Source organism: Paraburkholderia sp. OAS925, assembly GCF_040543975.1.
Lineage (GTDB): Bacteria > Pseudomonadota > Gammaproteobacteria > Burkholderiales > Burkholderiaceae > Paraburkholderia > Paraburkholderia graminis.
Genome location: NZ_JBEUNO010000001.1, coordinates 184,765 through 209,388, shown reverse-complemented (window position 1 = coordinate 209,388; position 24,624 = coordinate 184,765). Strand labels below are relative to the sequence as shown.

The window sequence follows — 24,624 nt, the reverse complement described above, 5'->3', positions numbered from 1 at the left end:
CATGCGGTCGTCGACGCCGACCGCCGGCGAGCAGTAAAGGTGTAGATTCGGTGTAGATTCCAGCTAAGGGCCCTTCATCAGCGGCCCACTCATGTGATGGATACCGGAGGAACCGATGTGCTACTCGGCCCAGATAGTCGCGGACTACCGAAAATTTGTGCGCACCTTCGGCGCCATCATGGACATTCATGAGTTTGCGCGCCTGTTTTTTGAGCGAGCCGAAAACATTAGCAAGGCGAAAATACCGAGGGCCATGGAGGCCGCGTTCGCGCAACCAGAGAGCGAAGCGGAACACGAAATCGCTACCCTCATCGGCGGGTTCAATGCTGCACAGGCGACAAAGCTCGAGCAGGAACTGTTCAAACAGCGCAAGCGGCTGGCCGATGCCGAGCGTACGCTGCAGACGAAAATTACGAAGGCGGCCACCGAAAGTCGGCGCATAGCAACCGACAAGATTGCCTGGACGAAAGCCAGAATTGATGACCTCCAGCGCACGGAGCCTGAACCGCGTGACTCGCGCATTTTCCCAGGTCACTACGCGCCCGTGATGATTTCAGAAAATGGAAAGCGGGTCGTCAAGCCGATGCGTTATCAATGCCGCATTGCTGGTAAGCCGGCGTCTCACGATACCAAATTCCCCGGAACCTATAACGCCCGCAGGGACAGCCTGCAAGGATTCTGGAAACCGTGCTTTGGACATACTCACGGCATTCTGCTGGTCGAGGTCTTTTACGAGAACGTGAGCAAGGCGAAATTTGAAGGCACGCTTCTCGAGACGCACGAGCGCGACGAGAACGTAGTGCTCGAATTCCGTCCGGCAAACGGCGAACTGATGCATGTGGCTTGCCTCTGGTCGCGATGGACTGCGCCCGGCGAGCCCGATTTACTCTCGTTCGCCGCCATCACCGACGAGCCACCACCGGAGATTGCAGCTGCGGGTCACGACCGGTGCATCATCCCCATCAAGCCGGAAAACGTCGACGCCTGGCTTAATCCGGACCCTAAGAATCTGGACGCGATGTACGCAATTCTTGATGACAGGGACCGGCCGTACTATGAGCATAGGTTTGCAGCCTAAGAATCCGCGCAGCCAGGTTAAGCGGAACGAGGCGCCCCGTGCATGCAAAGGACTAACGTTGTTCGTCTGTTGAGCGCGCAGATGTGAACAGGTAAGCGTTGCACAGGCGCACTGGCTTATCGAACGGCTGCGACCATTGCTCAATTGGTAGCAGCCAACGGAGAAAGCTCGAATCTGCACGACGCAATGTCTTTCGCGTCCGTCATCTCGCGGACCGATAATCAGCATCCGTGTCCTTTGCTGCCTGCTCCCAGAATTCCACGTCTCGCCCTTGGGGGGCACCGGCCTCTTCCCACAATGTCCTTGCGCGGGGGCGAATGCGGGCATCGCGCTCGGAGCTGCACTCGAGGTCCTCGATGTGCTTGCCGTCTGCATCGACTGACATGGTGACGACATCGTATCCGTTGGCAATGGTCGCCCAATTCGAAACCTGCTGGGCTTTCTCAAACTGGGCGATTGCTGCTTCCACGGCTCTCTGCTTCGTCCCTTGGGCCACCGCAACGCGCATCAGCTCACTGTGATGCGGCATTCCCGCATTTCCCAGGACTTCCCTGTAGAAGACAACTTCGTATGGGCGGCGTTCTGAGGCGCCACCTTCCACATCGCTCATGGAGATGACGCCGACCAGATGTCCATCGCCGTCCGTAACAGCGAGCCTCTGTACATGAGTCGCATGCATTGTCAGTACTGCCGACTCAACTGAGTCGTCTTCGCCGCAACGGATGACATCCAGCGACATGACGTCGCTGACCTTCATCACGTTTGAGTCGAAACCGTCGGCCACGCCGCGCATTGCGATGTCGCGGTCAGTAATCATCCCAACAACCGTGTCGTCCTGGCACACTGGAAGACATCCAATATTTTCCCGCTTAAGAAGGCGCGCTGCCGCGGCCAATGTCTGGTCCGGTCTAACGCAGACCGCTTCTTTCATCCGTTCTCTAACTAACATGATGCGCCCCTCATTGAAGGTCAATCGCGTAAAAGCCTGCCCGCCGTTCATGCAATTGAGGATGGGTTCGGCGAAGAAGGAGTGGCTGGTGCGAGCCAAGGCGCGCGCATAGTGCGACACGAGTCCTGCACGCGACTGCGTCCGTTTCAATGGAAGCCGGTGCTTGATGGGGACCTGCGGGCAAGAAGTGTTCGTCGTCTGACGGGCGTGCCGACAGCTATTGCAGTCGGCCATTGGAGCGGCCGGAAAATTCAGCGTACTCCTTATTTGGAGGCAGAAATCACCTTATTTCGTTAACCGTTTTCAAAGTCTTAACAACCGAAAGCCGTCTTAGCCGGAAGCATCCCGTCGCGGTTTTCATAAAACCGATGTTGCTTGAGACAGTCGAAGCGAGGGGCAGCTTCGATGCGACATGGTATCCGGGCATCGGCGCACCAATTGTTCTGGCCCGGGTGCCGTTGGCGCGCGTTCCGCTGTCTGCTTGCTATGGATTCCTATTTCGTCCTCCCAGGGTTTTTCCTTCGCCAGCGTCCTGGGACGTGGCCATTGAGCGACACGCGCACGCCGCAGCAAGCCCAGCCACGGAATGCGCCGAACCTGCAACAGGTGAAGCCCGAATCGTAAACCCGCTTTCCTTCGCGGCGAGCCGCGCTCTGAACGCTCATGGCCAACGTCGTGAGTCGATGCCTTGTCTGCGCGACATTCCGTGATACTCGGAAGCGCGGAACGCCCGGCGGTATCCACCGCGCGCGGCTATGAACGCCTCGGCCATGCTTAATAACCGTCCAATTACAGCCGGTTTGCGAAAATACGCAGCCCAGTTGCGGACGGTGTAGGCCGGCTCTCGCACGGCGGACAGCAAGATGACCGGGACGGCGGCGAATGGCGGCCGGCGCTTCAATTGATGACAGAGCTCTTCGCCGCCCATCTCGGGCATCTGCAGGTCAGTGACAATTAGTTCTGGAAGCATTGACGACGCTTTGCGCAAGGCGTCCCGCCCGTTGTTTGCGACGAGCACATGATGCCCGCGACTCTCAAACGCCATTTTGAGGGCGTATCGGTTCTCCGCGTCGTCATCGACAAGCACTATGAGAGACATCAGAGGGAGACCCAATTGTGAGTATGAGGTAGCGCGCAAGTAACGTACCCGGTGCATTGCCCAGCGGCCGCCGGCGGGTACCTCACGGCAGGATGCCCCTGACGTGTTCAGTGTCGAACTGCGCGAGCACACCCGAAGCCTCGACTAGCGTGCCGTTCATGGCGATGTTCCGCATACTGCATCGAGTGACGGACATTGCATGTCTTCCTGCTGGGGATGTCGTGCCCCAAACCTTGTAGCCGCTAATTGCCGCGACTGCATCGGCGCTCGAGCTCAGATTGTCTCTCGCGTTGTGACGGGGAGCACTGTTCCTCGGGACTCATCTGTCGGGAGGAATGCCGGACACGTCTGCACTCATTCCCACAGCAGGCGCTTGGGCAACTGTTCCGCTGCACACCTGCGCTGACTAACGCGTTGTCGATGGTGCCTCGTGCTGTAAAGGTGCGGCGCTTCGAGCGGCGCACCGCTGGTCACTCAAGGGGGCGTGCACCGTGCGCATGTGCTGCAGTGGCATTACCTCAAAGAGGCGTTGCTCGGGACGCCGCTCGTGAGGACATGGAACTGCGTGCTGGTCGCGAGGTCCGGGTCTGCTAAGAGGGGATGGTCGTTCGTCCACCGCCGCACTTCAGGACGGGGAGCCGCGCCGTAAAGCAGGTGCCGTCCCCAGCCGACGAACAAACCACAATAGTGCCCCCATGCGCCTCGACAATCTCTTTGCAAATGAAAAGACCGAGTCCGAGCCCTCCACCCGGCGAACTCGACGGCGGTCGCCAGTACGGCTCGAATACTTTTAGCAGCACTTCAGACGGAATCGGCTCGCCGCGATTGGCCACACTGATACAGATATGGTTGTCGTCAGTCGCCGCCCGAACAACGACGGGTTCGTCCGCCGCGCCGTGTGTCAAGGCGTTTCCAAGTAAATTCGATAGCAGTTGCTGCATGCGGGATGGGTCACAATCGACGTGCCCAGTCAGCGCGAAGTCAGTGACTATATCGCGCGATGGATTGGCGAGTCTCAGCTCCTCAACCACTGCTCGCAGACGCTCGTCGAGGTCGTCAACGGGCTGAATCGAAACAGCCATTCCGGACCCGAGCCGCCCCCTGGCAAAATCCATTACGTCATCGATAAGCCGCGCCATCCTCGATACGGTGCGCTTCAGCCGGTTACCTGCATTCACCAGACTCGTGTCGTCAGTGCGGCGAACCAGATATTCGGCCGTTGCATTAACCGCTGAGAGAGGGTTGCGCAAGTCGTGCCCTAGCACGGCGATAAACTGTTCGCGCAATGTAGCCGTCTCCCGCTCGGTGGTCAGTTGCGCCTCGGTCGATGACTGTCGCTGTTCGCTGTCAATCTGCATGGCAATCAGGGTAGCGAAGACCTCGAACATCCTGACGACTCGCGGCTCGGAAACGCGCGCCGGACTTGGGTCGATGGCGCACAGATTCCCGAAGTAACTGCCACCCGGTGTGATGATGGGCACGGAGATATAACTCCGCAATTTGTATATCTTCGACGTGTGATGGTCCCGATAGGTAGCATCAAGGCTGAAATCGTCGATGATGATTGGGGTGCGAGCAACACGCGACTCACAGCATAACGTGCTGTGCAACTCGAGTTGCTCGCCAGGCTTCAGCCCAAAGCCGATATTGTCCTGGACCGCGCAAGCGGTCCAACTGAGGTCAGTTACCCGAGCGACAGCGGAGAAACCCATTCCGGTCTCATCGCAAATCATCTTGAGCATCGAAGGCACTGCTCCGATGCGCGATATCAACGCTATGTCACGGGCTATCGACTGGGGCGACTCGGTCGACGCTTCAGCACTGGGCATGAGTCCTCCGGTCAGAGATACCAGCTTGCATTGATGGCAAGCCCGGTTGCTTACCCCATTATGTCTCACCAGCCGCACTTGCCGGGAAACGCAAGCGTGGCCGACCAGTGCCGAGGTGAAGCGGTCAATCGCATGCTTTCCTTTCTTTCGAAGGCCGCGAAGGGAATCGTGCCGATTGCCGCTGCCGGCATGCAGCTTCACGCGCGGATACCAGACCGTCGTGTGGGCGGTGTTTCTCGTTTCGATACGGTCAGCGATTGCTTTCTTTATGGCAGTACGGTTCAGCCACTCGACGCTCCAGCAGAAGGCGAAAGTGACGACGTCAGGAATCGACGAGCGAGGCTTGAATCGGGCTAGCGCGACAATGGTTGAAAAATTCGGAACGCACGACAAGGAAGGCAGTGCAAACACGAGACTGGCGGACATTAGCATTGTCAGCGCCGAGAATGGTCCGGCCATCGTCGTTTCCACTTCGATTTCGTTGGCCGTTCTGGGCGGCGTGGCCGCGAAAGCTGGTGGGGCGAAACTTGGCGTCGGCATCGTCCGCGTGGTCCTGGAGCACGTTGGGGATGGGGCTCTGCTCCTGCGTCGGCGCCTTGTTTGGAGGTAGCCGCAGTCGGCCGCACCCGCTGCCTCATCCCTATCAAGCCGGGGAATCTGGATGCGTGGCATCAATCCTGATGCCGACAATCTTGCCGCATTGCACGGCATACTCGAGGAGCAGGACCGGCCGTATTATGAGCACTGCCTCGCAGCCTGATACCGTTCAACCATACCGGCCATGTAGAAGAGTGAACAACCCGCTTAACCTGGACCTCCGCGCCCGCGCGGAGCTGCTTGCCTATCTCGTCGCAGCGCATCTGCTTGCCCGGCAGATGACAGGCGAATGGCTGTCGGTCGAGCATGTCGTCGAGTCAACGCAGCTCTGGCTCAAAACGAACGGGGGAGGCGCCGATGTCATGCAGCGCGTGATGCTGTCCGCCCAGGCAGTGGATATCGCCCGACGTCTCGAGAAGACGTTGCAACCGGCCGTGACACCCAAATCCGCCCCGGCGCTCTTTTGCGAAAACCTGCGGCTCGACTTCCGTTCGCCCGTGGCGCGTGAAATTTACCAGTACTGTCTGAGACACCTGGTTGATTCAGGCTCTTTCTGAAGCAAGGTTTCGACTGTCTACAGGCACCTTCTTCGGCGTCCTTTGCTTCGACGGGCGGCAGCTACCATGCCGCCGGCCACTTCGTAGGCAAGCTTCATGCGGCGGCCCGGCACAATCGCGTAGTCCGCGTCCTGTACAAGGCGCTCCAGCACCGCAGCGTAATCGGGTCGGCGCGACTTAAGCCATTGCGCGATGACGGCGTCGCGAACCCATCCTCTGGCCCAACCCGCGGCAAGTGTCAGAAGTAGCAGGTTCCCGTCATGGCGAGACCGCAGGCATTCCGCATCCTGCTGTAGTGCGGTGAGTCTTTGCACAATGCGACCCAGTCGACGCACGCAATCAGGAGGTGAAACGTGGCCATGCGCAGCATCTACACGCATGCTCGCGGGCGTCGCTGTCAGCAGTGCGCGAGCGAAATCGCCGGTGAGGTTGTCCTGCCGGACCATAGTGGAGACGGCCTCAACCTGGCGCGCCGGGGACATTTTTTGGAGCGCCTGCGCTGTCCGCGCTGGCAACGTTTGTTCCGCCACCATCGCTGCGGCTTCGGCGCAGAGAATTATGGACGCCGGGTTGCCTGAGCTAACGGTACGGCATATAAATCGCGGGCTCTGCGCTTTCCTCATCGCGGACGGCCGGTCAGGCGCTCGTGAAGGAGTCGGGGAAGCGTCGTGAAGCCCCGGGTGTTCATTAGCGCGACGAAGGCCGGGTCACACGTCAGCTCCCGCAGAACCTCGAGCACCAGCGCAACTTCTCGGTCGGTATCGGCCATGCGACTCACCATATTGCGTTGTCGGCGCAGTTCCTGTGTCAGAACCGATTGCGCCTTCGACTCCGGCGTTGCCCGACCGCGCGCGCCTTGCATATGAGGCATCGTCTTGTCATGCCGACCACCAGGTGCAGCTTTCCCCGCGACACTTCGTGCACCGACGTGTGCCGGCTTCATTGTCCGCTCCCGGTGGTGCCATCAACTGGCGTAATTTCGAAAGGAACGCTCTCGGCGATAACCAGCAGTGAGCGCAGGTCGGGCCGCTGGTACATGCGGAAATGTGACTGTCCGTGGCGGCAGACAACGGTGAATGCTCCAGGCACCAGACTTCCTCGCGGGAAGATATGGAAGTCGACCAGCTCTGCGCCTGCGCGCTCAATGCGGCCATAGACAAGGAAGTCGACAGGGAAGCTGTCCGGCCAACGTGCGACCCAATAAGGCAGGTGGCCCCCGATGAGCCACTGGCTGCGAACGGCAAGGTTCAGTCTCAGCCAGTTGTCGACGCAAAATGTGTTGGTGTGCTTTTCGTACCGGACGTCGTGGCCGTGTGACTGCAACGTCCGAATGACGACCTGCGCGACCTGTTGTTCTATTTTTCTCTCTGCATGCCGGTTCGCCGAGCGCTCCGGAGCAAGCTTCGGCACGTACCCGACTGCGTCATACGCGTCGTAGAGACTGCCGAACTCCCGCATGACCTGCTCAACGGACGGGGCGCTGCGATAACGTTTCAGCGTGGCCTGGCTGAGCTCGCCGGACCGTCTGATGACCTTGTGCAGGCCATCGAGAATTTCCTCACGCGTGGGTTTGCGCCGGGCGGAATCCATTCGTTTCTGGACTGAAGCGAATACACACCTTTCCACCACTGGTTCGAACGCATCCTCCACGCGTATCCAGTCGTGCGGGGGCACCTGCTCCCACTTGCCGTCAAGTTTCGAGGAAGTCCGGCTGTAGACGTTGGTGCCGATATATGCCTCACTGCGAAGTATCCGACGGACGTTCTGTGCCTGCCAGGGGCGACCGTGACGGTTGCGCAAACCAAAGTCGTTGAGCCGTCTGGCGATAGCGGCGCCGGTCACCGATTGCGTTGCATACCATTCGAAAATCTTCCTGACGAGCGACGCCTCGGTCGCCGACGCAGGTCCGATGACGACCCGGTCGGTCTGCACGCTCTTGTACTCGTACTGAGCAAGCGGACGTCTCTGCTCGCGTTTGCCGTCAAGAAGGATGCGTTGCAGTCCGTAGCCCGGCGGCCCACCAGCATGAAATCCGCGTTGAGCGTTAAGGCACTGCCCGAGGAAAACCTTGCGGGACATCTCCCGGCTGAATTCCGCGGCCATCGCCCGCTTCAGCGCCTTGATGACGGATGTCGCCGGACTGCCGTCATTTGTGAAAGACTCGGCCACATAAATGACGTCGACACCCGCGCGCCTGCACGCGTATTCATAAAACGCCGCCTCGTCGACATCCTGAAAACGTCCCCATCGGCTTACGTCGAAGACAAGCACCTTGCTGAACTTGCGTTTGGGGTTTTCAACATCGAGCAGAAGCTGCACAAGCGCGGGTCGCTGCCGGAAGGTCAGTCCGCTGATACCGGCGTCCTCATAATCGGTAACGACGCGGATGTTGTGTGCGCGCGCATATTCGGCGATAGCCTGCCGCTGGAATACCGGCGAATATTCCTGACGGTCGGTCGACATGCGGATGTACTGTGCGGCACATAGGCGCACGACGGGTCCTACTCGATGGCGAGGTCCGGAAGGCATGCCGCATGTCCAGTGGTGCCACACGTCAGTGATAGCGTTTCTGTCGGGTAAGTCAAGGTGAGACAGCTAGCTGGTGTCGGTGACGCTGTCTGTCAGGAAGGGCAAGGCTAAGTGCGCCTTTTCGCAGAGTTGCGAACCTGTTGCGCGAGTCGCATCGCACGATGCAGCCAATGCTCGGTAATCTAAAGTGGTCGTCTGGTGAAAAATTAAAACGCCGTTCGCTACATATGTCTTTAAACATCTTTCACTCAGGAAGAGTTACTTAGACATAAAGCCACATGCTGGATGGAACTCCTTTTGGTTTTGGGTCTGCCTGGGGCAGCGCAGTCCCGGCACCTGCAGCATGTTCGTATGCAGCAAGTTGCCTATAGCGATTGCGTCAGCCTGGACCGAGCATCACGCCGCTGCACAAAGACGGTCATACGACACCGTGCAGTCTTCCGCCTGCACGCTTAGAAAGGACGTGTTCAACCTTGTCCAAGGAAAGTGGCTTGGTAGTGAGGCCCTTTCTTAGGGCGAGCCGATTCCGTCAGCGAACCGCAATCCGGACTACAACTACGGCCAGCAACGAGAATCGATGGCTTGCCAGCGCGCTGCGGCGTGATACGCCGCGGTATGGGGTGCACGCTTGTATGTGAGGCGTGCAGCGATGAACGTATCGACGATGTCCAGCAACACCTCCATTGACGCGGGCTTTCGTAGAAAAACAGTCCAGTAGCAAACCTCATCGACAGGCTCGGGCATGGCCGACAGCAGGACTATCGGTATGCCTGCAAATACGGGCGCGCATCTCAGACGCCGGCAAAGCTCCCTGCCATCCACCTCGGGCATCTGTAAATCGGTGACTACCAGTTCTGGAAAATGTGCAACGGCTTTCGTCAGTGCGTCGCGTCCGTTCTCCGCCAGCACGATGTGATGTCCACGACTTTCCAGTGCCAGTTGCAGCGCCCATCGGTTTTCAAAGTCATCGTCGACGAGCAGCACAGTGGACATGATGCGAAACGGTCGTAAGAGCAGCACACATGTGTTTTTCGCAAGCCGCGTACCTACGGGGGTTCGCGGCTCGCTCGCTGTTCAAGCCGGTCCCCGGATGCTGGCGCGCCAAAGACACTCGCCGCACGATGCTCGCTAATTCGTCTTATAAAAATACCGACGAATGGCAGGCGCCATGTCCCGCGCTGCGGGCATATGCGTTGCGCATGAACGTCTGCACGATTACACAAGGAGGACATCATGGGCACACGGAACCCGCAAGGCACCGCATCGGGAACCAGCGGCGCGGATATTGTAGGCAGCGGCACGGGAGACGGCCCGGGGCCGGAGGTGATGGCCGCCGCGACGCTCGACGATACGCAGGTGATTTCCTCGGACGGCGAGGACGTGGGCAAAATTTCCGACATCATGCTTGACGTACGCAGCGGCAGGATTGCATACGCAGTACTGTCCGAAGGCGGCTTCCTCGGCATGGGCACGAACCTGCATGCAATACCGTGGAACGCGCTCACGCTGGATACCGATGCAAAGTGTTTTCGCGTCAGCATCGATGCTCAGCGCATCAAGGACGACCCGGGCTTTGACAAGGACCACTGGCCGTCAATGGCGGATACCACCTGGGGCACCACGGTTCATCAGTATTACAACCGCGAACCGTACTGGTCATCGACCCGCGGCGTAGAAGACTTGCCGCCGAGCGACATCTGAAGATGGCTGTCGTGAACGCAGGCATCCGCGCATGCAGAGCCTGCGTTCGTCTTATCGAGGATGCAATCATGAAGACGACAAAAACAGCAGTACTGTGCTCGGCCTTGATGCTGGCGTTTGTCAGCACCGCATTCGCTCAGGGCGGGGGCGGTGGTGGCAGTGGTGCCGGCGGTGGTACGAGCGTGGGTGCTGGCGGAGCTGGCGTTGGTGGCGCGAACGGTGCTGGCCAGGGCGGTGCAGGGATGAATGCACCGAATTCGGGAGGTACCGGCGGTGCCACGTCGATGTCAAAGGGTTCACATGCGACCATGCCGCCGACGCGAAAGCCGCAAAAGGACGCGCAGGCTAAAGGTGCATCCGATACCGCGGCCTCCAGTGCACAATGAGTGGCTTCGGGCTACTTGCGAGTAGCCTGAGGCCCGCACACGCTTTAGGCTCCGACGCCTCGCATGAGGACATGCGGTCTACCAAGACGACAGGCCGCCGACAACCAACACAGATTGAACGTCGCAGGCCAACGGGTGAACGCATCAGGTGCTAGCGGCGGTGAATCGCCTTGCCGAACCGAATGGCGAATTGGCCGCGAGTTAATCGGGGAATCATGTGCTTGATAACCTCTCTTATTTTGCTCCGGAAGGTCATTCGGCGCGTCGGTGATGTCGTCGGTGCACATGACGCGTGTTACGACGGCTGCGCCCTTCATCGCTGGTGCTCGCCTTTATCGTCATTTCCGCCCCTTCGTCGTAGCGGTCTTTGCACGTGATACCAAGGTATCCAATTTCCGGGGCAGCCAGTCGACGGAACTGACTCATCAAGCTACCACTTCGTTCGCGTCAGCAGGCCGTCGTGGAATCTTGAACGCGCGAATACAACCAACACCCGCGCGTCAGTGGAATGTCATGCTCGATTCAAGTCTCTGCGATTTGTGCCGTTATTGCCAGTGTCGAATGACGGAGACTCTGTCCAATAGTGGGAAAGTTAAAGTTGAAGAAAGCCATATGCACGGTCGCGCTACTCTCGCTTGCAGGATGCGCGTCCCGACCACCGATAGCGTTCGAGCCGCCCGCGCCAGCATATTGCTGCGGCTCCTGGCAACAAGTGCATTTCGAGCAAATGACCTCGACGCAGGTGAGCGGCGTTTCAATCAGTACCGGACGCAGTCCGACGTTCGATTTTCCTGAAGGGCGCTCTACATTTGTCGCTTACAGGCTGCCTGACGCCAAGGTTAAGTCAATGACGGTAGAAACGTACGTGAGTTCGAGTTGGCTACCGATGGCCACCGTGTTTCGACCGAGGGCCTTGTTTCTGGATGCGAGCTTTCGCGAGGCCGGAAATAACAAACTCGAACCAATGACAAGGGCAACAAGGTATCTGCAGGGGGCGTATTACCACGCAACCGCGGATGTCCCCGCGAACGCAGCGTACGTTGTCATCTTCGGAGCATCCTCGGCAAACACTGACCGACTCGTGGCCTATTCGCAGAATGGCTCAATGTACGGGCTTCCTAACGCCTACGAAGGCAAGATTTCCATCCTGTTGAAATGAACCTACAAAAAACGTCTGCCGCTTTCCGGCTCGTCTTGTCGAACGTTATCGTGGCATCGCTGCTGACGGCTTGCGTCCCGCATTTGCTGACGACTGATATCAATCTCCAGCCGGGTGACACTACCGCGCGACTCAGAATCCGATTTGCGGGAGACGGAGCATTAAGCGTCGTCCAGTTCGCTCCTTCAAAATGTTATGCGTACTCAGACCGGGCAGTGAGGTCGCTTACAACCATCAACAAAGGCGAGCACACATTGATTGACCTTAGTCTCATTTCCACGTCCAAATTGGGTATGCCGAATGACCTGGACGGCGTTCCAAAGAACTCGTACGAGGAGATTCTGGTGAAGGCTGGAACGCCTCTCGATTTTGGGGTTAGCTGGTTTGGCGGCGACCAGTTCGTCACCTATCGTGGAAACGGAATCGGAGAGTTCGTGCCTGAGACGGGCAAAGACTATGAACTAAAGGTCGTGGTTGCACCCAGGAAGCCAATGCACCTTCTGGTCGAGGAGCTGCAAGTATCCGACGGCAACATCGTGCGGGTGCCGGTGACGATGAACAAGGTACACCTGTGTGGGACCTAAGCAGCTGGATATCCGCGCGTTAGCGGTGACGGGGAGCGAACAGGAGGTAGGCAGTAGATGAGTGTTGACCTCGAGCAATGTGCCTGCTGCGACCACTTTAGCGTTGGTAGCAACGAGGATTGGGAAATCTGTGCTGTTTGCTTTTGGGAGCAGGACCCGCTGAGCCTGACGCATCCTGACTTCCCGTCCGGTGCCAATCATGGTCTGTCGCTACGCGAGGCTCGGCGTAACTTCGAGCAATTCGGCGCTTGCGCGGAACAGTGGGTTAGCCGCGTGCTACCGGTGGGTAAAAGGAATTTGTATAAGCTCGGGCCGTCGAGGTTTGAACACGTCACCTTGCATGGCCGCGTCATCACCCGTTCCTCGGCGGTGGCGGGTATCGCTCACCTTGGGCTGGCGTAAAAGGGCGCAGTGGGAGGGCAGCAAGTAGAGCGCGCCATGAATATTCACTACCGCATCCGTATCGCACGCCCTATAACATAGATGCAGGGCGATTATTACGTGTCGAGGGTCCACAAAATTCGTTGACACTGCCAGTTCGCACGCCACCTTCCGTCCGGGAACTCCGCTCGGCGCACTGCATTTCTGATTTCTTCAACGACCTAGAACTTTGGCCTCGGGCATCAGGCCCGCAGACCTGAACGGCGCGTGTCCGAGTATGTCAGGTGAACGACGATTCCGGTGTTCGCGAATGACCAATCACATCGATTGGAAACTCAATGTATTTCAGGAGCCAACGTGAAAACACGACTGATGATTGCTTCCGCAGCAGGGCTGGTTGTTTTGGCAGGCCTGGCGCATTCGCAAGGAATGCCAGATACGACACAGCCTGCCGCACCTCAAAATGCTGTGACTTCAGATGTCGCCCCGAGTGCGGCGACCCAGGCATACGGCGGCATGCCCGATACCAAAGTGCAAGGCGGCGCGAAACGTGCAAGGCCCTGCGGCACGACCCCACAATGCAACATCTTTTTCGGTGGGAGCTAGAAACAAGCTGGCAGCGTCCGGCACAACGAGGAAAGAACCGGGCGCTCGCTTCCAGTGGAATGATTAGAGTCATCTTCAAACAGGGTGCGGCGCTACCGTGATTCGCGCGTTGCCGTCGTCCACCGCGTGCGCCTGGACCAAAAATGAGCGCATGTTGCCTGGATTGTCTATGCCGTCGAAGTTCCTTCATAGAACCCTTGGAGCGGCCATGCAAGGTCTGACGCAGGGGATACCAGCGTCCAGCGCCGTCGGAACGGGGGATGACCTTTTCGTGCGCCGGGTGACTTGGTTCTTCAGCACGCCTGTGCCGGCGAGATGTGGTTGCTGCGCCCGTCGTCCCACGTGCTGGGCAAGCAGTCGGTCATAACGGTGCAGCCGCGCATGCCGAATGGCCTATGCCTGAGTGCATCGGGTTGTCGCCCGAAGATGGAGGGGCACACTGTAGGCAGCAGTCCGTAGCCATCGTCTCGATGGGGGCTTACGTTGGGACGACAACGGCTGTCAACGCCACACCATGCGCACGAATTACGGCAATCAGCTCTGAGGGTGTTATCTCATAGCGCATTTCGCGGTGTATGCCGGGCTTGCGTTCATCGACCTCCACCAGCACGACGGCCCGTCCATCGGTCGCGGGTTCCAGTCGCAGCCAGCGAGTGCGATTGCCGGCGGCATCGTATTCGGTAATCAGCGTCATTGCGCCAAAGGCGCCTCTTGCAGGCATGGTGATTCTCCCCGTCACTTCCGACGCGCCGATTTTATCGGCTGTCGCGAACGCACCGAAGTTACGCGCGTGAGCGCAACCCACTCGTCTTTCCTGGTCAAGGGCCTGTTTCCTGCCACGGCACCTTTCGGTCGCTTCTCGCAAATCGCGCTATCCGTTTCTGCGCGCCGTGCATGACGCCGACCGGCGTACTCGCAAGTTGTTCGTCGTGAACTGCCAGCAGCCGTTGTAGAACTGCAGCGTCATCTGGGCTCACCTGCCATACGTGGGCTGCTGTTGCCAGAGCCGCGCAGCGCTCAAGTGCCGCGGCAGCGTCTAGAAACAGTGCGCCGTCGGCGGTTCCGAAGCCAGCCTCCCGAAGATACCAGGACATGTACAACACATGTATGAGGTCGCTGAGCAGGTGCCCGTTTCCCTCGCCCGCGCACAATGCGGCGAGCGCGAGGTGATTACGAAGCGACAGCGAACGGACGGACTCTAGCGTTGGAGGCAAAAGCGGAGCCTTTGTGGATGTCCTGTTGGACACCCAATGAATTCCCTCTCTCTTTCTATTCATTTTGCATAAACAGTGTAATTCGATTGAATCTGGTGCCAGCCCCTGAAATCGATGTTTGCTGTCCCCGTTTTGAATTGAGCGGTCTTTGGCTAATGACCAACTGGCAATGGATGCAGTATGAACCGATAACGAAAAGCACAGCGGTCAATTGCAATGTTTAACAATCCGAAGGCAACGATTGGGCGAATATCTATGTAATTTAATGGGCGGGACGCCCAGAAGCAGTTTTCCAGTAGCTGCCGGAATGGGTCAATGATGGCCGGCTGCAATATGTAATTGGCGTGTCAGTCAGAGCGCGGCGCGCAGTCGTATTGTGCGATATCTGCGTTCATCATATGATTTCGGGCGTTTCAAAATTGGATTTTCCGGGGACCAGAAAGATGGGCGCGCAGGACCTTGTGGCAGCAATTAACGCAGGCATAACTCAATCCGAAAGGTTACTGAAGCTCGACGCGCCGCTTGGCGAAGACGTTCTGCTGCCTCAACGGGTCGCCGGCACGTCGCGTATCGGCCGTAACTTCGAATTCACAGTTGACGCCGTCTCATTGCGCGATTCGCTGGAATTGAAAACGCTCATCGCGCAACCCGTCACTCTCTGGATTCAAACCGGCAACAAGTCGTATCTACCTCACCATGGATATGTATATACGGCGCGACGTCTGGGTTCTGACGGTAACCTGACTACCTACCAGTTCACGTTCTCGTCGTGGATGCATTTCCTGCGGTTCCGAAAAGACGCGCGCATCTTTCAGGACAAAGCGGTCGATGAAATACTCGCGACCGTCTTCAACGGCCACCCTCAGGCGCAGGGCGCGTTCCGCTTCGATTTGCGAAAGGCGTTACCGCAGCGGTCTTTTTGCGTTCAATATGAAGACGACTGGAATTTCTGCCAGCGGTTGATGGAATCCGAAGGTCTATTCGGCTACTTCGAGCATGCCGACGACGGTAAATCGCACACACTGGTAATAACGGACGACGTGTATTCGCTGAAGCCAGCGGTACCTGAGACGGTCCAGTTCGCTCGGGCGGGTACAAATACTTCGTCTGACGCCTGGGTTCAATGGGCCGGTTCGCGCACGCTGCATAGCTCCTCGTTATCGACGAGGACGTTCGACTACAAGTCTCCTGGCGATGAGAAGTCGACCAACGTGCCCACGTTGTCAACCCACGGAAGTCTGCCCGCCCAGGCTGAGGTCTATGAGTACACAGGCGCATACACGCATCTGACGCAGGACCGCGGCGACCAGCTGTCCAAAATCCGGATGGAGGAATGGGAGTCGCGAGCGAAACGCTTCATGGCTGTTGGGGGCGTACGGAACATCGATGCCGGAAAGTGGTTTCAGCTCGAAGGCCACCCCGAACACGACAAGGACGCCGAACAGCAGCGGCAGTTCGCAGTCATCGCTACGCACTGGTACATCGAGAACAATCTGCCTGTTTCGACCACGGCCGATTTTCCGCACAGTCTCAGGGCAGAACTTTCGCGGGTGCGCGGAGCGCATGCAGGCGCCGCTCCCGCGTTTCTTGTCGCCCACGGCGACGGGAGCGAAGGGTTTTATCTCGTTGAAGCTGAGCTCCAGCGCCGCACCATTCCATTCCGCAGCCCGCTCGAACACGCGAGACCGGTGATGAGCATGCAGACCGCTACGGTTGCCGGGCCGGCCAACGCTGAAGTTTTCACCGATGAGTTGAACCGCATCAAGGTCCGCTTTCACTGGGACCGGCTTAACAGCGGAGATGAAAATGCTTCCTGCTGGGTGCGCGTGGCTTACTCAGACACAGGCGGTGCCTACGGCGGCGTTCATGTACCGCGAGTCGGCGAAGAGGTCATCGTCTCTTTTCTTGACGGCGACTGCGACCGACCTATCGTCACTGGCCGTGTCTTCAATGCTGAGAAATCGCCACACTGGCATTCGAATGGATTGCTGTCAGGGTACAAGTCCAAAGAGTACGGTGGCGCTGGCTATAACCAGTTGGTAATGGACGATTCGACCGGCCAGAACCGTGTTCATTTGTATTCGACCAGCACCAATGCGCATCTGCATCTGGGTTATCTCATCGAGCAGTCGGGAAACAACCGCGGCTCATATCTGGGCAGTGGATTCGACCTGAAGTCGGACGCTTACGGCGCTGTCCGGGCCGGACAAGGCTTGTACGTCTCGACTCATCCGTCGAACGGTTCGTCGAGTCAACCACTCGATGTTCGTGACGCGCAGCAGCAGCTCGTCAATTCCGGGAGTGTGCTGGAGTCGTTATCGGATGCCAGCGAGACTCATCAGGCTGAAAGCCTGAAGGACGGACGGGAGTCGCTGAAAGCGTTCACCGATGCGACACAAAGCAGCGTTTCGGGAGCGTCCTCAGGAGGGAACACAGCTGGCGGAGGCACCGGCAACGCCAACGCTTTCAAGGAACCCATCATGCTGTTCGCGAGCCCGGCAGGCATTGCAGTGTCGACGCCACGCTCCACGCATGTTGCAGCCGACGAGCAGCTGAATTTTGTCAGCGGGCAGAGCACGCATATAGCGACAGGCAAGTCACTGGTCGCAAGTGTGGCGCAACGTATCAGCCTCTTCGTCCAGAACGCCGGCATGAAACTGTTTGCCGCAAAGGGGAAGGTGGAGATTCAAGCCCATTCGGACAACGTCGAGATAACCGCGCAGAAGACCCTGCGGTTACTGTCCGCCACGGAGAAAGTTGAGGCAGCAGCCAACCAGGAAATTCTGCTGACCTCCGGTGGCGCGTACATCCGTATTTCGGGCGGCAACATTGAAATTCATGCGCCCGGAAAGATAGACGTCAAGGGTAGCCAGCATTCATTCAATGGGCCCACGAGTACCACATACCCGCTGCCGGCGCTGCCGACATCCAAATACGATACCGCGATGCAGTACCGGTATCACGACGACGAACCGGTGCAGGGAGCGAAATATATAGCCACGCTATCCGACGGTAGCACGCGGCAAGGCACTTTGGACGCACAGGGACGGATGAATCTCAGCGACGTCCCTGTGGGCCCCGTAAAGGTCGAGATTGGACCTGACGCACGCTCATACGCTCGCAAGGACAGGACCAGCAATCCAGACTTTAAAGGCGAGCAACTGTCCGAGGCCGACATCGATTCGCTGATTCAGAAGCACGGGGGAGCGTGACAGTGAGCTGGAGCGTAGAAGACTTCAAGGCGACTTCGTTGGAGGTCGGTCAGTGGTGCTGGGGCACGCTGCAGGGCGCATTCAACGAAAAGCAGACTATCAGCCAGGTCATCACTGACGCCGCCATCGGCATGATTCCGCTGGTCGGTGACGTCACTGCTGTACGCGACCTCCTGTCCGTCGGTATAGGCATGAGTTCGGACCCGCGAAAACGCCAGGAGGTGATGCAGTGGGTTCTGTTCGTCGTTCTGATATTCGCGCTGATTCCCGTCGTCGGTGGCGTTATCAAGGGCGTTGGCCGGCTCGCTTTACGAGTGGTGGGTGACGCGGCAAAGGATGCAGAACTGCTGCAGGAGGTTGTACAGTTCCTGAACCGGATGGGGCATGGCGACGCGCCGCAGTGGCTGAAGGCTCTCGACATCGGCAAGTACCAGTCACAGTTACTCTCCAAGGTTAAAGACTTCTGTGCAACCGTGCGTCTGGCTATCGAGCGCTCTCTCAAAGCCCGCGTTGGACAACTTCTGCCGGAGGTCTGGCGCGCGCAACTCGCGCGTGTGGGCGATGGTTTCCGCGCCCTTCAGGAGCTTGCTGACCAGATGGTTCCCAAGGCTGTCAAGGAACTGGATGCGAAGCTCAAGACGCTCCAGAATATGGTGTACCGCGGCGAAATTCATGAAATTGCTACGGGCGGCATGCCACGGGTGAAACGTGAGGCTGAAGCGTATCTTGAGGAGCGCAAGCTCGCGAGAGAGATACGGCAGGGCAAGTTTGCCTCAACGGAATGTGCCGTGGACGATATGCGCATTAAAGCTAGGTACCAGTCCAAAATAGATGCCGGCTGGCCTGACATACTCGCGGATGTCAGTGAGGATGTACCTGCATTTAGAGGCGAACAGGTGTATCGCACGCTTGCGACATTCCACGGCGAACTTGCCGCACTCGACGCCGACCAGTTGGCGGGACAGACGCTCTATCGAGCATTCGGCAACCCTTCGAAGCACGCCCCTTGGGGCAGCAAAGCCGCCGGCGGACGCCAGCCGGCGTTTTGGGGAATCGGCAGTCCGCCCAAAAATGCGGAAGAATGGAGAGTCCGGTCGGCCGTGTTGGATGAGTGGAATGGCAACGGGTTCCTCGCCGTTGTACATCTTCCTAGCGATTTCGGAACGCGGATGCCAACCGCAAAGGCTTGGGCTGGCCAGATTGCAGAGCAGTTCGGTGACAAAATTCCTGCGCAATATCTGGAAGGGGGCGGCCGTCAGTTGGTGGTTGACATGGGTGCACTTGCCACCGAAATAACGCGGATTGGTGAGAGTGTGAAGGCAAGTGGTACTGCACTCACTGAAACTATCAACGGAGTTCGGGTCGACTTCTATCCGACCAACTGGACGAACGTTGAGGACGTGTATGGATACAGTAAATTTTCAGAGGACGTATCCGGTTCGGCTCGCACGCGCCGGCTCGGCAGCGACGAAATACAAACGAAGGTAGCGAACAGCAAAACAATCGCGGCGTCTCGTACGGCCGCGAGCAGTCAGGAGTAAATTTGATGGGGTACGTCACGCAAGAATATGACATGCAGGATTCCGAGACTCGGCGACGCGTGTTTTGGTTGCTGAAGCGACTGACCAGTTATTCGCTGTGGGCGAAGAAACGGGATGCATGGGAGGTGTTTTCCAGGGCATTCGAGAACGCTGTCAGAACCTGGCCCAAAAACGACCCCGAGCGGATGGACCCCGATTTGCTCCCCGGAATCTACGAAACGCTAGGTCTATACAAAAAAGGGGTTGAAGAACTCGGGAAGGGACATCGATTTGTATGGCGGACCGGTCAACCCCTTGATGCCGCGATGGACAAAAGCAGTACGGTTCGCAACTTTCTGTACACGCATCCTGACTACTGGGAGCGAGGTGCACAGACTGCGCCTTACCCGGAAAAAGTCGAAGCACTAAATCGGCTACTACTGGCGTCCCGTTATGAGGGCGATTACGCACCGATTGAAGTGCCGTTCATACCTCGAATGTCCGCTCGCTACTCAAGTCCGGCAGCGTTGCTGGACCCCGACCGTTACAGGTACCAGTTCTACCAATTGCCCTACCCCGTCTTTCCAGCCGAGATTTCGGAAGTGCCTGCGGCCACGGACCTCATAATCAGTTCCGGACAGCGCGTACCGGTAGACGGGATATGGGAGCCTGTCAAGGTCGAGCGAGAGAAGGCCCTCGGCATCGTGCCTTTGGGGGTGAGAAGTATCGAGAACAATGGGTGCTTCAACTATCTCGTGAGTGACACGAAGGCGCCCAATGTGAGGGGCAAATGGAACGAGGCGGAGTCTCGCACTGAGCGTCTAGGCACCCATTGGCGGCTCCTGTGGGAAGACACCCGATACAAGGACGGTGTCATTCCGGACGAATCTGAATATTTCCTTGAACGTGCGCCGATAAATGTGCCAACGGACCACGGCCAACCCGAGGAGGAGATTGAGGTACGGACAGGTGAGGTTTGCCCGATTACTGGCACTTGGGAAGCGATAGGCTTCAACAATCACCGCATCGAGGCATCGCAGGGCATGGTTATGCCGGACGTGCTCGCGAGCGCAACCGGTTCAGGTGAGCGCCGGGTTCACTGGGTCACATGGCGTCTCATCAGGCGAGCATGATGGGACGCATTGTCGACAACTGGATTAGGAAAGGAAGCTAGTGACATGAGCCGTCGGTTCATCCTGAAGGGCGACAACACGGCTAGTAACGGCGTGGTGCTTGACGGTATTGTCGGCTCGTCGTTCGACGGTCGTCCGTTGGCCTATGTCGGGGCTCCGGTCTTGTGCAATACCTGCAGCGCGGAGGGCGTCATCATCGGAGATGGCTCACCTCGGTCAATGGAGGTAATGGGAAGGCAGGTGGCTTTGGAAAACGACCTGTGCCGGTGTAAGTGCGTGCCTTTGCCGAAGCTCGTCCCGTCCCAAGCAACTGGCACTTTATCGCCGTGAGCAAATACAGGAAGGTTTGGCAGCAGATGCGGCGGTAACAAAAGCCCAAAGCGTTCACACGATAGCTCCGCGCATAACTAGCCTATTTCATCACTCACATGGCATAGTGCCGCATCTCTCAACCGCGGAAACGGCAATGACGACACTCGAATCCTTGCAAGCAAAAATCCAGAGACTGCAGGCGCAAGCCGATGCGCTCCGCGCGAAAAAGTCGAGTGCTGTAATCCAGAAGATTAAAAACTTAATGGCAGAACACGGACTAACGACTGCTGACATCGATGCGCACACTGGCGGCAAAAAACGCGGACCTAAGCCGGGCGCTAAGGCTGCCGCCAAGTCGGCGGCTTCGACCGCAAAGTACCGTGACCCGAAGACGGGGGCGACATGGTCGGGTCATGGCCGCGCGCCGGGCTGGATTGCCAGCGCTAAGGACCGCTCGAAGTTTTTGGTTGAAGGTAGCGCAGTGTCTTCCGCTCCTGCTGCCAAGAAATCAGCGAAGGCCGGAAACTATGTTAGAGGTCCCCAGCCGGCGCTTTATCGTGACCCCAAGACCGGCGCGACCTGGAGCGGACGTGCACGGCCGCCGGCTTGGATTGCTAACGTCAAGGACCGCAGCAAATTTTTGATTGAGGGTGCGGCCGCGGCGGGCAAAAAGCCGGTGCAAAAGGCTGCTGCCAAGAAAGCCCCGACGGCGAAGAAAACTGTTGCCAAGAAGTCCGCGAGCGCGAAGCTGCCAGCAAAGAAAGCGTCGGTCAAAAAGTCTTCGGCGAAAGCGACACCCCAGAAGAGCGTAACCGCGGCCGCTCCGGTGTCCCCAGTCGACTCTGGCGCCGAGTTGACGACCTAAACGTAGTTGTCAGGTGTCCGGTGGACCAGCGATTTTCTGGTTCCACCGGGTCACCAAATCGACGACGTTTTATTGCGGCTGTGTCGGCTGACGTCGCGCGGCTTGCTGTTGAGCGTGCTGCCTGGCAAGGTGCCTGCCAACTATGCAGCTACCGACTGCGCCAGCGCCACGCATCTGCGAGCCCATAGCCACATCACCCTGTCAGCGAGCACCCGCAGGACTTCGGCTAAAATGCCGGCATAACAACGATGGGGCCGGGGATGAAAACAAAATTAAAAGCTTTTGTGGCGATGATTGCGGTGGGCTCACCGGCGATAGCGCAAGTGACGATTGGCGCAAACGGCCAGCCTGTCGCACCCGAGAAGCCGATTTATCTGTCGTGCATCGGGAGTCAGTTGCAGTTCGGAAACGGATTCGGCCCGAACTTCACAGCCGAGCATAAAGGCGTCCGCGAGGTCATCGTTGTCGACAAAGTCCGTGGTGTTATCTCCGTTGACACCAGCCTCGCTGGTCACGTCGACGCTCGCATGTACGAGAACGACGACGAATGGTATGCAGCGGTGCAACAAGTGAACCTGCCTTACAAGGGCAAGGTTATACAGTACGTTGCAGTGCAGGTGAATCGCATAAACGGGCAAGGGCAGATTACTTACAGCGTTGACCCTAAGCAGCACACGGCCTACATGGACTTTGGAGGGACCTGCTACCCGGCAGCGCCGCAGTTCTGACGTCAGAACTGAACGGCGCGATGTCGGTATAGAGCGTTGCCCCGCAGTGCCTGATTGCATCGCCTGCATCCTGCAGCGCTCGCCCGCAGTAAGTTTTTGATTGATGGCGACCGCACGGCGGCCGATGTAAAACCGGCGGCACGAAGGCAATTGCAAAAAAGGCCCCGACGGCGAAGAAAATTGCTGCCAAGCAGGCACAGCGCGCGAAGGTGCCGGCTAAGAAGGCGCCTGCGAAAAAAGCGCCGCGCAAGAGCGTGACCGCGGCCGCTCCGGTGGCCACAGTCGAGTCGGGCGTCGAGTTGACGACCTAATCTTGTTGTCAGGTGCCCGGTGGACCAGCGATTTCCTGATTCCACCGGGGACATCAGGCCGGCGACTTTTTATTGCGCCTCTGCTGCCTGACGGTGTGCGGGTTGCTGCTGAGCCTGCTGTTGTGCGTGTTGTTTGGTAAGGTGTCTACCCACAACGCAGCCACCGACCGCACCGACCACAGCATGGTGGCCAGCGTAGTGTCCGGCGACCCCGCCGACGACGGCACCCTTCAGGCATCCTGCAGCGTTCGCCGTGCCTGCCGTTGCGAAGGCAAGGGTCGTTGCAATCAAGCTGGTTCTTATCAAGCTAGCGTTCATTCGAATATGCCCAGACTTTCGATTGACGGGATGTGACGCCTTATTGCGTCGCTTCAATAGCCGCGCCATCCATGACGCTCGCGCCACTCGTGTTCACGCCACTCATGACGGCGCCATTCTCTCTCGCGCCACTCACGGCGTTCCCGCCATTCGCGAGCTCGCCAGTCATCGCCATAAGCGACTGCCACGGGTGCGGGGCCGTACGCGACAGGAGGCGGTGCATACACCGGTTCCGCCGGCACATACACGGCTCCGGGAACACCCAGCCCGATAGCTACGTCGACGTGTGCTGATGCTGCGCTTGAGGCTGCAAGCACTGCAAGGCCAAATGCTGCGCCGAGAATCTTCTTGTTCATTTTCCCACTCCTCGCACATTCGAGTGCAATGTCAGTCACTACGGTTCGGAGTTTAGGAGCGGGCGGCGGACACATGTGAAACGGCCGTGCGAGAGTAGTAACAGCGAATTACTGGCGAGGGCGCAGGGGCGAGATGAGCTGCGTTCGCGTCCACCACTGCCGCTCTTTTGGAGGCGCGCGATAGGCCGAGGCGGCACAATGCACAGAGCTGGGCAAAGCGGCAGGAGCAAGGCTCGAATGAACGTAAGACGCTTAACGCTTTAATGCTCCACTGGCACTTGACCAACGGTTCCTTCGACTGCTGGCAATCAGCGCGGAGGCGCGAAGATTTCCAGCACCGATAGCAACGATGGCACACCTGACGTACTTAAGGCTGAGGTGTCGCGCACAGCCTCGATTCAAATCGAAGACCGTTCACAGCAGAAATTGCCAACGCCTTATAAATCGACCGGCGACCGACAATTGCTCGGGCTAGTTCATTGTTGATATCGAGAGCAGGTGGCGTTGGCACGTACGATAGATGCTCCTCGTCGTCGGAGCCGCGAAGTCAAGACGAAGTCTGCTATCAAACATCGACGCGAAGAAATTGGCACTCAGCGCAACGCCGGTCTCAGAGCTGATGCACTCGGCGACGTTTTGTGCCCAGCATGCAAGCCTCACACGACTAAGCAGGTCTCCGTCGCGCGAATTCTTTCTCGCCCAGCTTTTGGCTGACTCGACCGTATTCGCGGGTGTCATCCAGCGACCGGTGATGTGCTTCGTAAAAAGATGCGATATCACGAGAAAAGTGAGGAGCTCCGACCGCGCGTGGATATCCCATCGTGAGTACGTTGTCATTGGATATTCGTTCTTCGACGGATGAAGACCAGTTTAGGACGGAACGGCGTAAGGTCAAGGAAACGACAAAAGCCATTCGATGGAGAAGCCGGGCCGTCGGCGCAAAATCTATTCCGACGCCGTGCGCGCCAAATTGATAGCGGTCGGTTTGCCGCGTCCCGGCACTGAACATTGGGGGCCCCGGTAACTGGCCCTTGATGTCCGTCATCGTTGCGCATTGGCGTGACCGTCGACGGGCTGCGACGAGGCAACTGCGCTGCAGCGTGAATCGTGGCGCAACACGCCCTATCATTCGACGCATAGGTATCGAGCAGCGCGGCGTATCCTGTCAGCGGACCTTCACTGCTTTAGCAATCGCCTTTA

The 24,624-nt window shown here is 58.2% G+C and carries 24 protein-coding genes; 13 read left to right on the top strand and 11 right to left on the bottom strand.

Going from position 1 to position 24,624, the window contains the following annotated elements; translation table 11 throughout:
- Positions 1-115: 115 nt before the first annotated feature.
- Positions 116-1,078, top strand: a complete 963-nt coding sequence (locus ABIE53_RS00975) for an SOS response-associated peptidase family protein (RefSeq protein ID WP_192700407.1) — start codon at positions 116-118, stop codon at positions 1,076-1,078.
- A gap of 202 nt (positions 1,079-1,280) precedes the next feature.
- On the opposite strand, the gene ABIE53_RS00970 is transcribed toward ABIE53_RS00975, so the two are convergent.
- The 3 genes from ABIE53_RS00970 to ABIE53_RS00960 all read right to left on the bottom strand — a co-directional run bounded on the left by ABIE53_RS00970 (position 1,281) and on the right by ABIE53_RS00960 (position 5,495).
- On the bottom strand, positions 1,281-2,147 hold the full coding sequence (locus ABIE53_RS00970; RefSeq protein ID WP_192700406.1) for a CBS domain-containing protein: 867 nt from the start codon (positions 2,145-2,147) through the stop codon (positions 1,281-1,283).
- A 541-nt stretch (positions 2,148-2,688) separates the two neighbouring features.
- Positions 2,689-3,126, bottom strand: coding sequence for a response regulator (locus ABIE53_RS00965; RefSeq protein WP_376914403.1), 438 nt, complete (start codon positions 3,124-3,126; stop codon positions 2,689-2,691).
- Between the two features lie 590 nt (positions 3,127-3,716).
- The gene (locus ABIE53_RS00960; RefSeq protein WP_376914401.1) at positions 3,717-5,495 is read right to left on the bottom strand and encodes a GAF domain-containing sensor histidine kinase; all 1,779 of its coding nucleotides are present in this window, start codon (positions 5,493-5,495) and stop codon (positions 3,717-3,719) included.
- Positions 5,496-5,746: 251 nt separating this feature from the next.
- Between ABIE53_RS00960 and ABIE53_RS00955 the strand changes: the two genes are divergently transcribed.
- The gene (locus ABIE53_RS00955) at positions 5,747-6,109 is read left to right on the top strand and encodes a hypothetical protein (RefSeq protein ID WP_192700404.1); all 363 of its coding nucleotides are present in this window, start codon (positions 5,747-5,749) and stop codon (positions 6,107-6,109) included.
- A gap of 17 nt (positions 6,110-6,126) precedes the next feature.
- Here ABIE53_RS00955 and ABIE53_RS00950 read toward each other — a convergent pair whose 3' ends face one another.
- The 4 genes from ABIE53_RS00950 to ABIE53_RS00935 form a co-directional block, all read right to left on the bottom strand.
- Complete coding sequence (locus ABIE53_RS00950; RefSeq protein ID WP_376914399.1) at positions 6,127-6,732, bottom strand: plasmid partitioning protein RepB C-terminal domain-containing protein; 606 nt, start codon at positions 6,730-6,732, stop codon at positions 6,127-6,129.
- On the bottom strand, positions 6,729-6,878 hold the full coding sequence (locus ABIE53_RS00945) for a hypothetical protein (RefSeq protein WP_171799939.1): 150 nt from the start codon (positions 6,876-6,878) through the stop codon (positions 6,729-6,731). The genes ABIE53_RS00950 and ABIE53_RS00945 overlap by 4 nt, the downstream gene beginning before the upstream one ends.
- A gap of 170 nt (positions 6,879-7,048) precedes the next feature.
- Positions 7,049-8,638 carry a recombinase family protein gene (locus ABIE53_RS00940; protein ID WP_376914397.1) on the bottom strand — a complete coding sequence of 530 codons (1,590 nt, stop codon included), beginning with the start codon at positions 8,636-8,638 and terminating at the stop codon, positions 7,049-7,051.
- Between the two features lie 555 nt (positions 8,639-9,193).
- Positions 9,194-9,631 (bottom strand): response regulator, encoded by a 438-nt coding sequence (locus ABIE53_RS00935; RefSeq protein WP_192700401.1) that lies wholly within the window; start codon positions 9,629-9,631, stop codon positions 9,194-9,196.
- A 240-nt stretch (positions 9,632-9,871) separates the two neighbouring features.
- On the opposite strand from ABIE53_RS00935, the gene ABIE53_RS00930 reads away from it, so the two are divergent.
- The 5 genes from ABIE53_RS00930 (at position 9,872) to ABIE53_RS00910 (ending at position 13,455) form a co-directional block, all read left to right on the top strand.
- The gene (locus ABIE53_RS00930; RefSeq protein WP_192700400.1) at positions 9,872-10,339 is read left to right on the top strand and encodes a PRC-barrel domain-containing protein; all 468 of its coding nucleotides are present in this window, start codon (positions 9,872-9,874) and stop codon (positions 10,337-10,339) included.
- Positions 10,340-11,452: 1,113 nt separating this feature from the next.
- Entirely contained in the window at positions 11,453-11,884 is a 432-nt protein-coding gene (locus ABIE53_RS00925) for a hypothetical protein (protein WP_192700399.1), read from the top strand.
- Positions 11,885-11,934: 50 nt separating this feature from the next.
- A complete protein-coding gene (locus ABIE53_RS00920) occupies positions 11,935-12,468 on the top strand; it encodes a hypothetical protein (RefSeq protein WP_192700398.1) in 534 nt (177 codons plus the stop codon).
- Positions 12,469-12,525: 57 nt separating this feature from the next.
- Positions 12,526-12,870, top strand: a complete 345-nt coding sequence (locus ABIE53_RS00915; protein ID WP_192700397.1) for a CPCC family cysteine-rich protein — start codon at positions 12,526-12,528, stop codon at positions 12,868-12,870.
- A 336-nt stretch (positions 12,871-13,206) separates the two neighbouring features.
- A complete protein-coding gene (locus ABIE53_RS00910) occupies positions 13,207-13,455 on the top strand; it encodes a hypothetical protein (protein ID WP_376914393.1) in 249 nt (82 codons plus the stop codon).
- A 478-nt stretch (positions 13,456-13,933) separates the two neighbouring features.
- On the opposite strand, the gene ABIE53_RS00905 is transcribed toward ABIE53_RS00910, so the two are convergent.
- The gene (locus ABIE53_RS00905; protein ID WP_192700433.1) at positions 13,934-14,176 is read right to left on the bottom strand and encodes a hypothetical protein; all 243 of its coding nucleotides are present in this window, start codon (positions 14,174-14,176) and stop codon (positions 13,934-13,936) included.
- Between the two features lie 936 nt (positions 14,177-15,112).
- Between ABIE53_RS00905 and ABIE53_RS00900 the strand changes: the two genes are divergently transcribed.
- From ABIE53_RS00900 to ABIE53_RS00875, 6 genes are all read left to right on the top strand, one after another.
- On the top strand, positions 15,113-17,881 hold the full coding sequence (locus ABIE53_RS00900) for a type VI secretion system Vgr family protein (protein WP_192700396.1): 2,769 nt from the start codon (positions 15,113-15,115) through the stop codon (positions 17,879-17,881).
- Positions 17,882-17,883: 2 nt separating this feature from the next.
- On the top strand, positions 17,884-19,422 hold the full coding sequence (locus ABIE53_RS00895; RefSeq protein ID WP_192700395.1) for a hypothetical protein: 1,539 nt from the start codon (positions 17,884-17,886) through the stop codon (positions 19,420-19,422).
- Positions 19,423-19,427: 5 nt separating this feature from the next.
- Positions 19,428-20,534 (top strand): Imm72 family immunity protein, encoded by a 1,107-nt coding sequence (locus ABIE53_RS00890; RefSeq protein WP_192700394.1) that lies wholly within the window; start codon positions 19,428-19,430, stop codon positions 20,532-20,534.
- A gap of 45 nt (positions 20,535-20,579) precedes the next feature.
- Positions 20,580-20,864 carry a PAAR domain-containing protein gene (locus tag ABIE53_RS00885; protein ID WP_192700393.1) on the top strand — a complete coding sequence of 95 codons (285 nt, stop codon included), beginning with the start codon at positions 20,580-20,582 and terminating at the stop codon, positions 20,862-20,864.
- 136 nt (positions 20,865-21,000) lie between these two features.
- On the top strand, positions 21,001-21,711 hold the full coding sequence (locus ABIE53_RS00880; RefSeq protein ID WP_192700392.1) for an H-NS family nucleoid-associated regulatory protein: 711 nt from the start codon (positions 21,001-21,003) through the stop codon (positions 21,709-21,711).
- A 260-nt stretch (positions 21,712-21,971) separates the two neighbouring features.
- A complete protein-coding gene (locus tag ABIE53_RS00875; protein ID WP_192700391.1) occupies positions 21,972-22,439 on the top strand; it encodes a hypothetical protein in 468 nt (155 codons plus the stop codon).
- Positions 22,440-22,819: 380 nt separating this feature from the next.
- On the opposite strand, the gene ABIE53_RS00870 is transcribed toward ABIE53_RS00875, so the two are convergent.
- From ABIE53_RS00870 to ABIE53_RS00860, 3 genes are all read right to left on the bottom strand, one after another.
- Positions 22,820-23,068, bottom strand: coding sequence for a hypothetical protein (locus tag ABIE53_RS00870; protein ID WP_376914389.1), 249 nt, complete (start codon positions 23,066-23,068; stop codon positions 22,820-22,822).
- A 53-nt stretch (positions 23,069-23,121) separates the two neighbouring features.
- Complete coding sequence (locus ABIE53_RS00865; RefSeq protein WP_192700390.1) at positions 23,122-23,424, bottom strand: hypothetical protein; 303 nt, start codon at positions 23,422-23,424, stop codon at positions 23,122-23,124.
- A gap of 664 nt (positions 23,425-24,088) precedes the next feature.
- The gene (locus tag ABIE53_RS00860; RefSeq protein ID WP_376914387.1) at positions 24,089-24,469 is read right to left on the bottom strand and encodes a hypothetical protein; all 381 of its coding nucleotides are present in this window, start codon (positions 24,467-24,469) and stop codon (positions 24,089-24,091) included.
- Positions 24,470-24,624 lie beyond the last annotated feature (155 nt).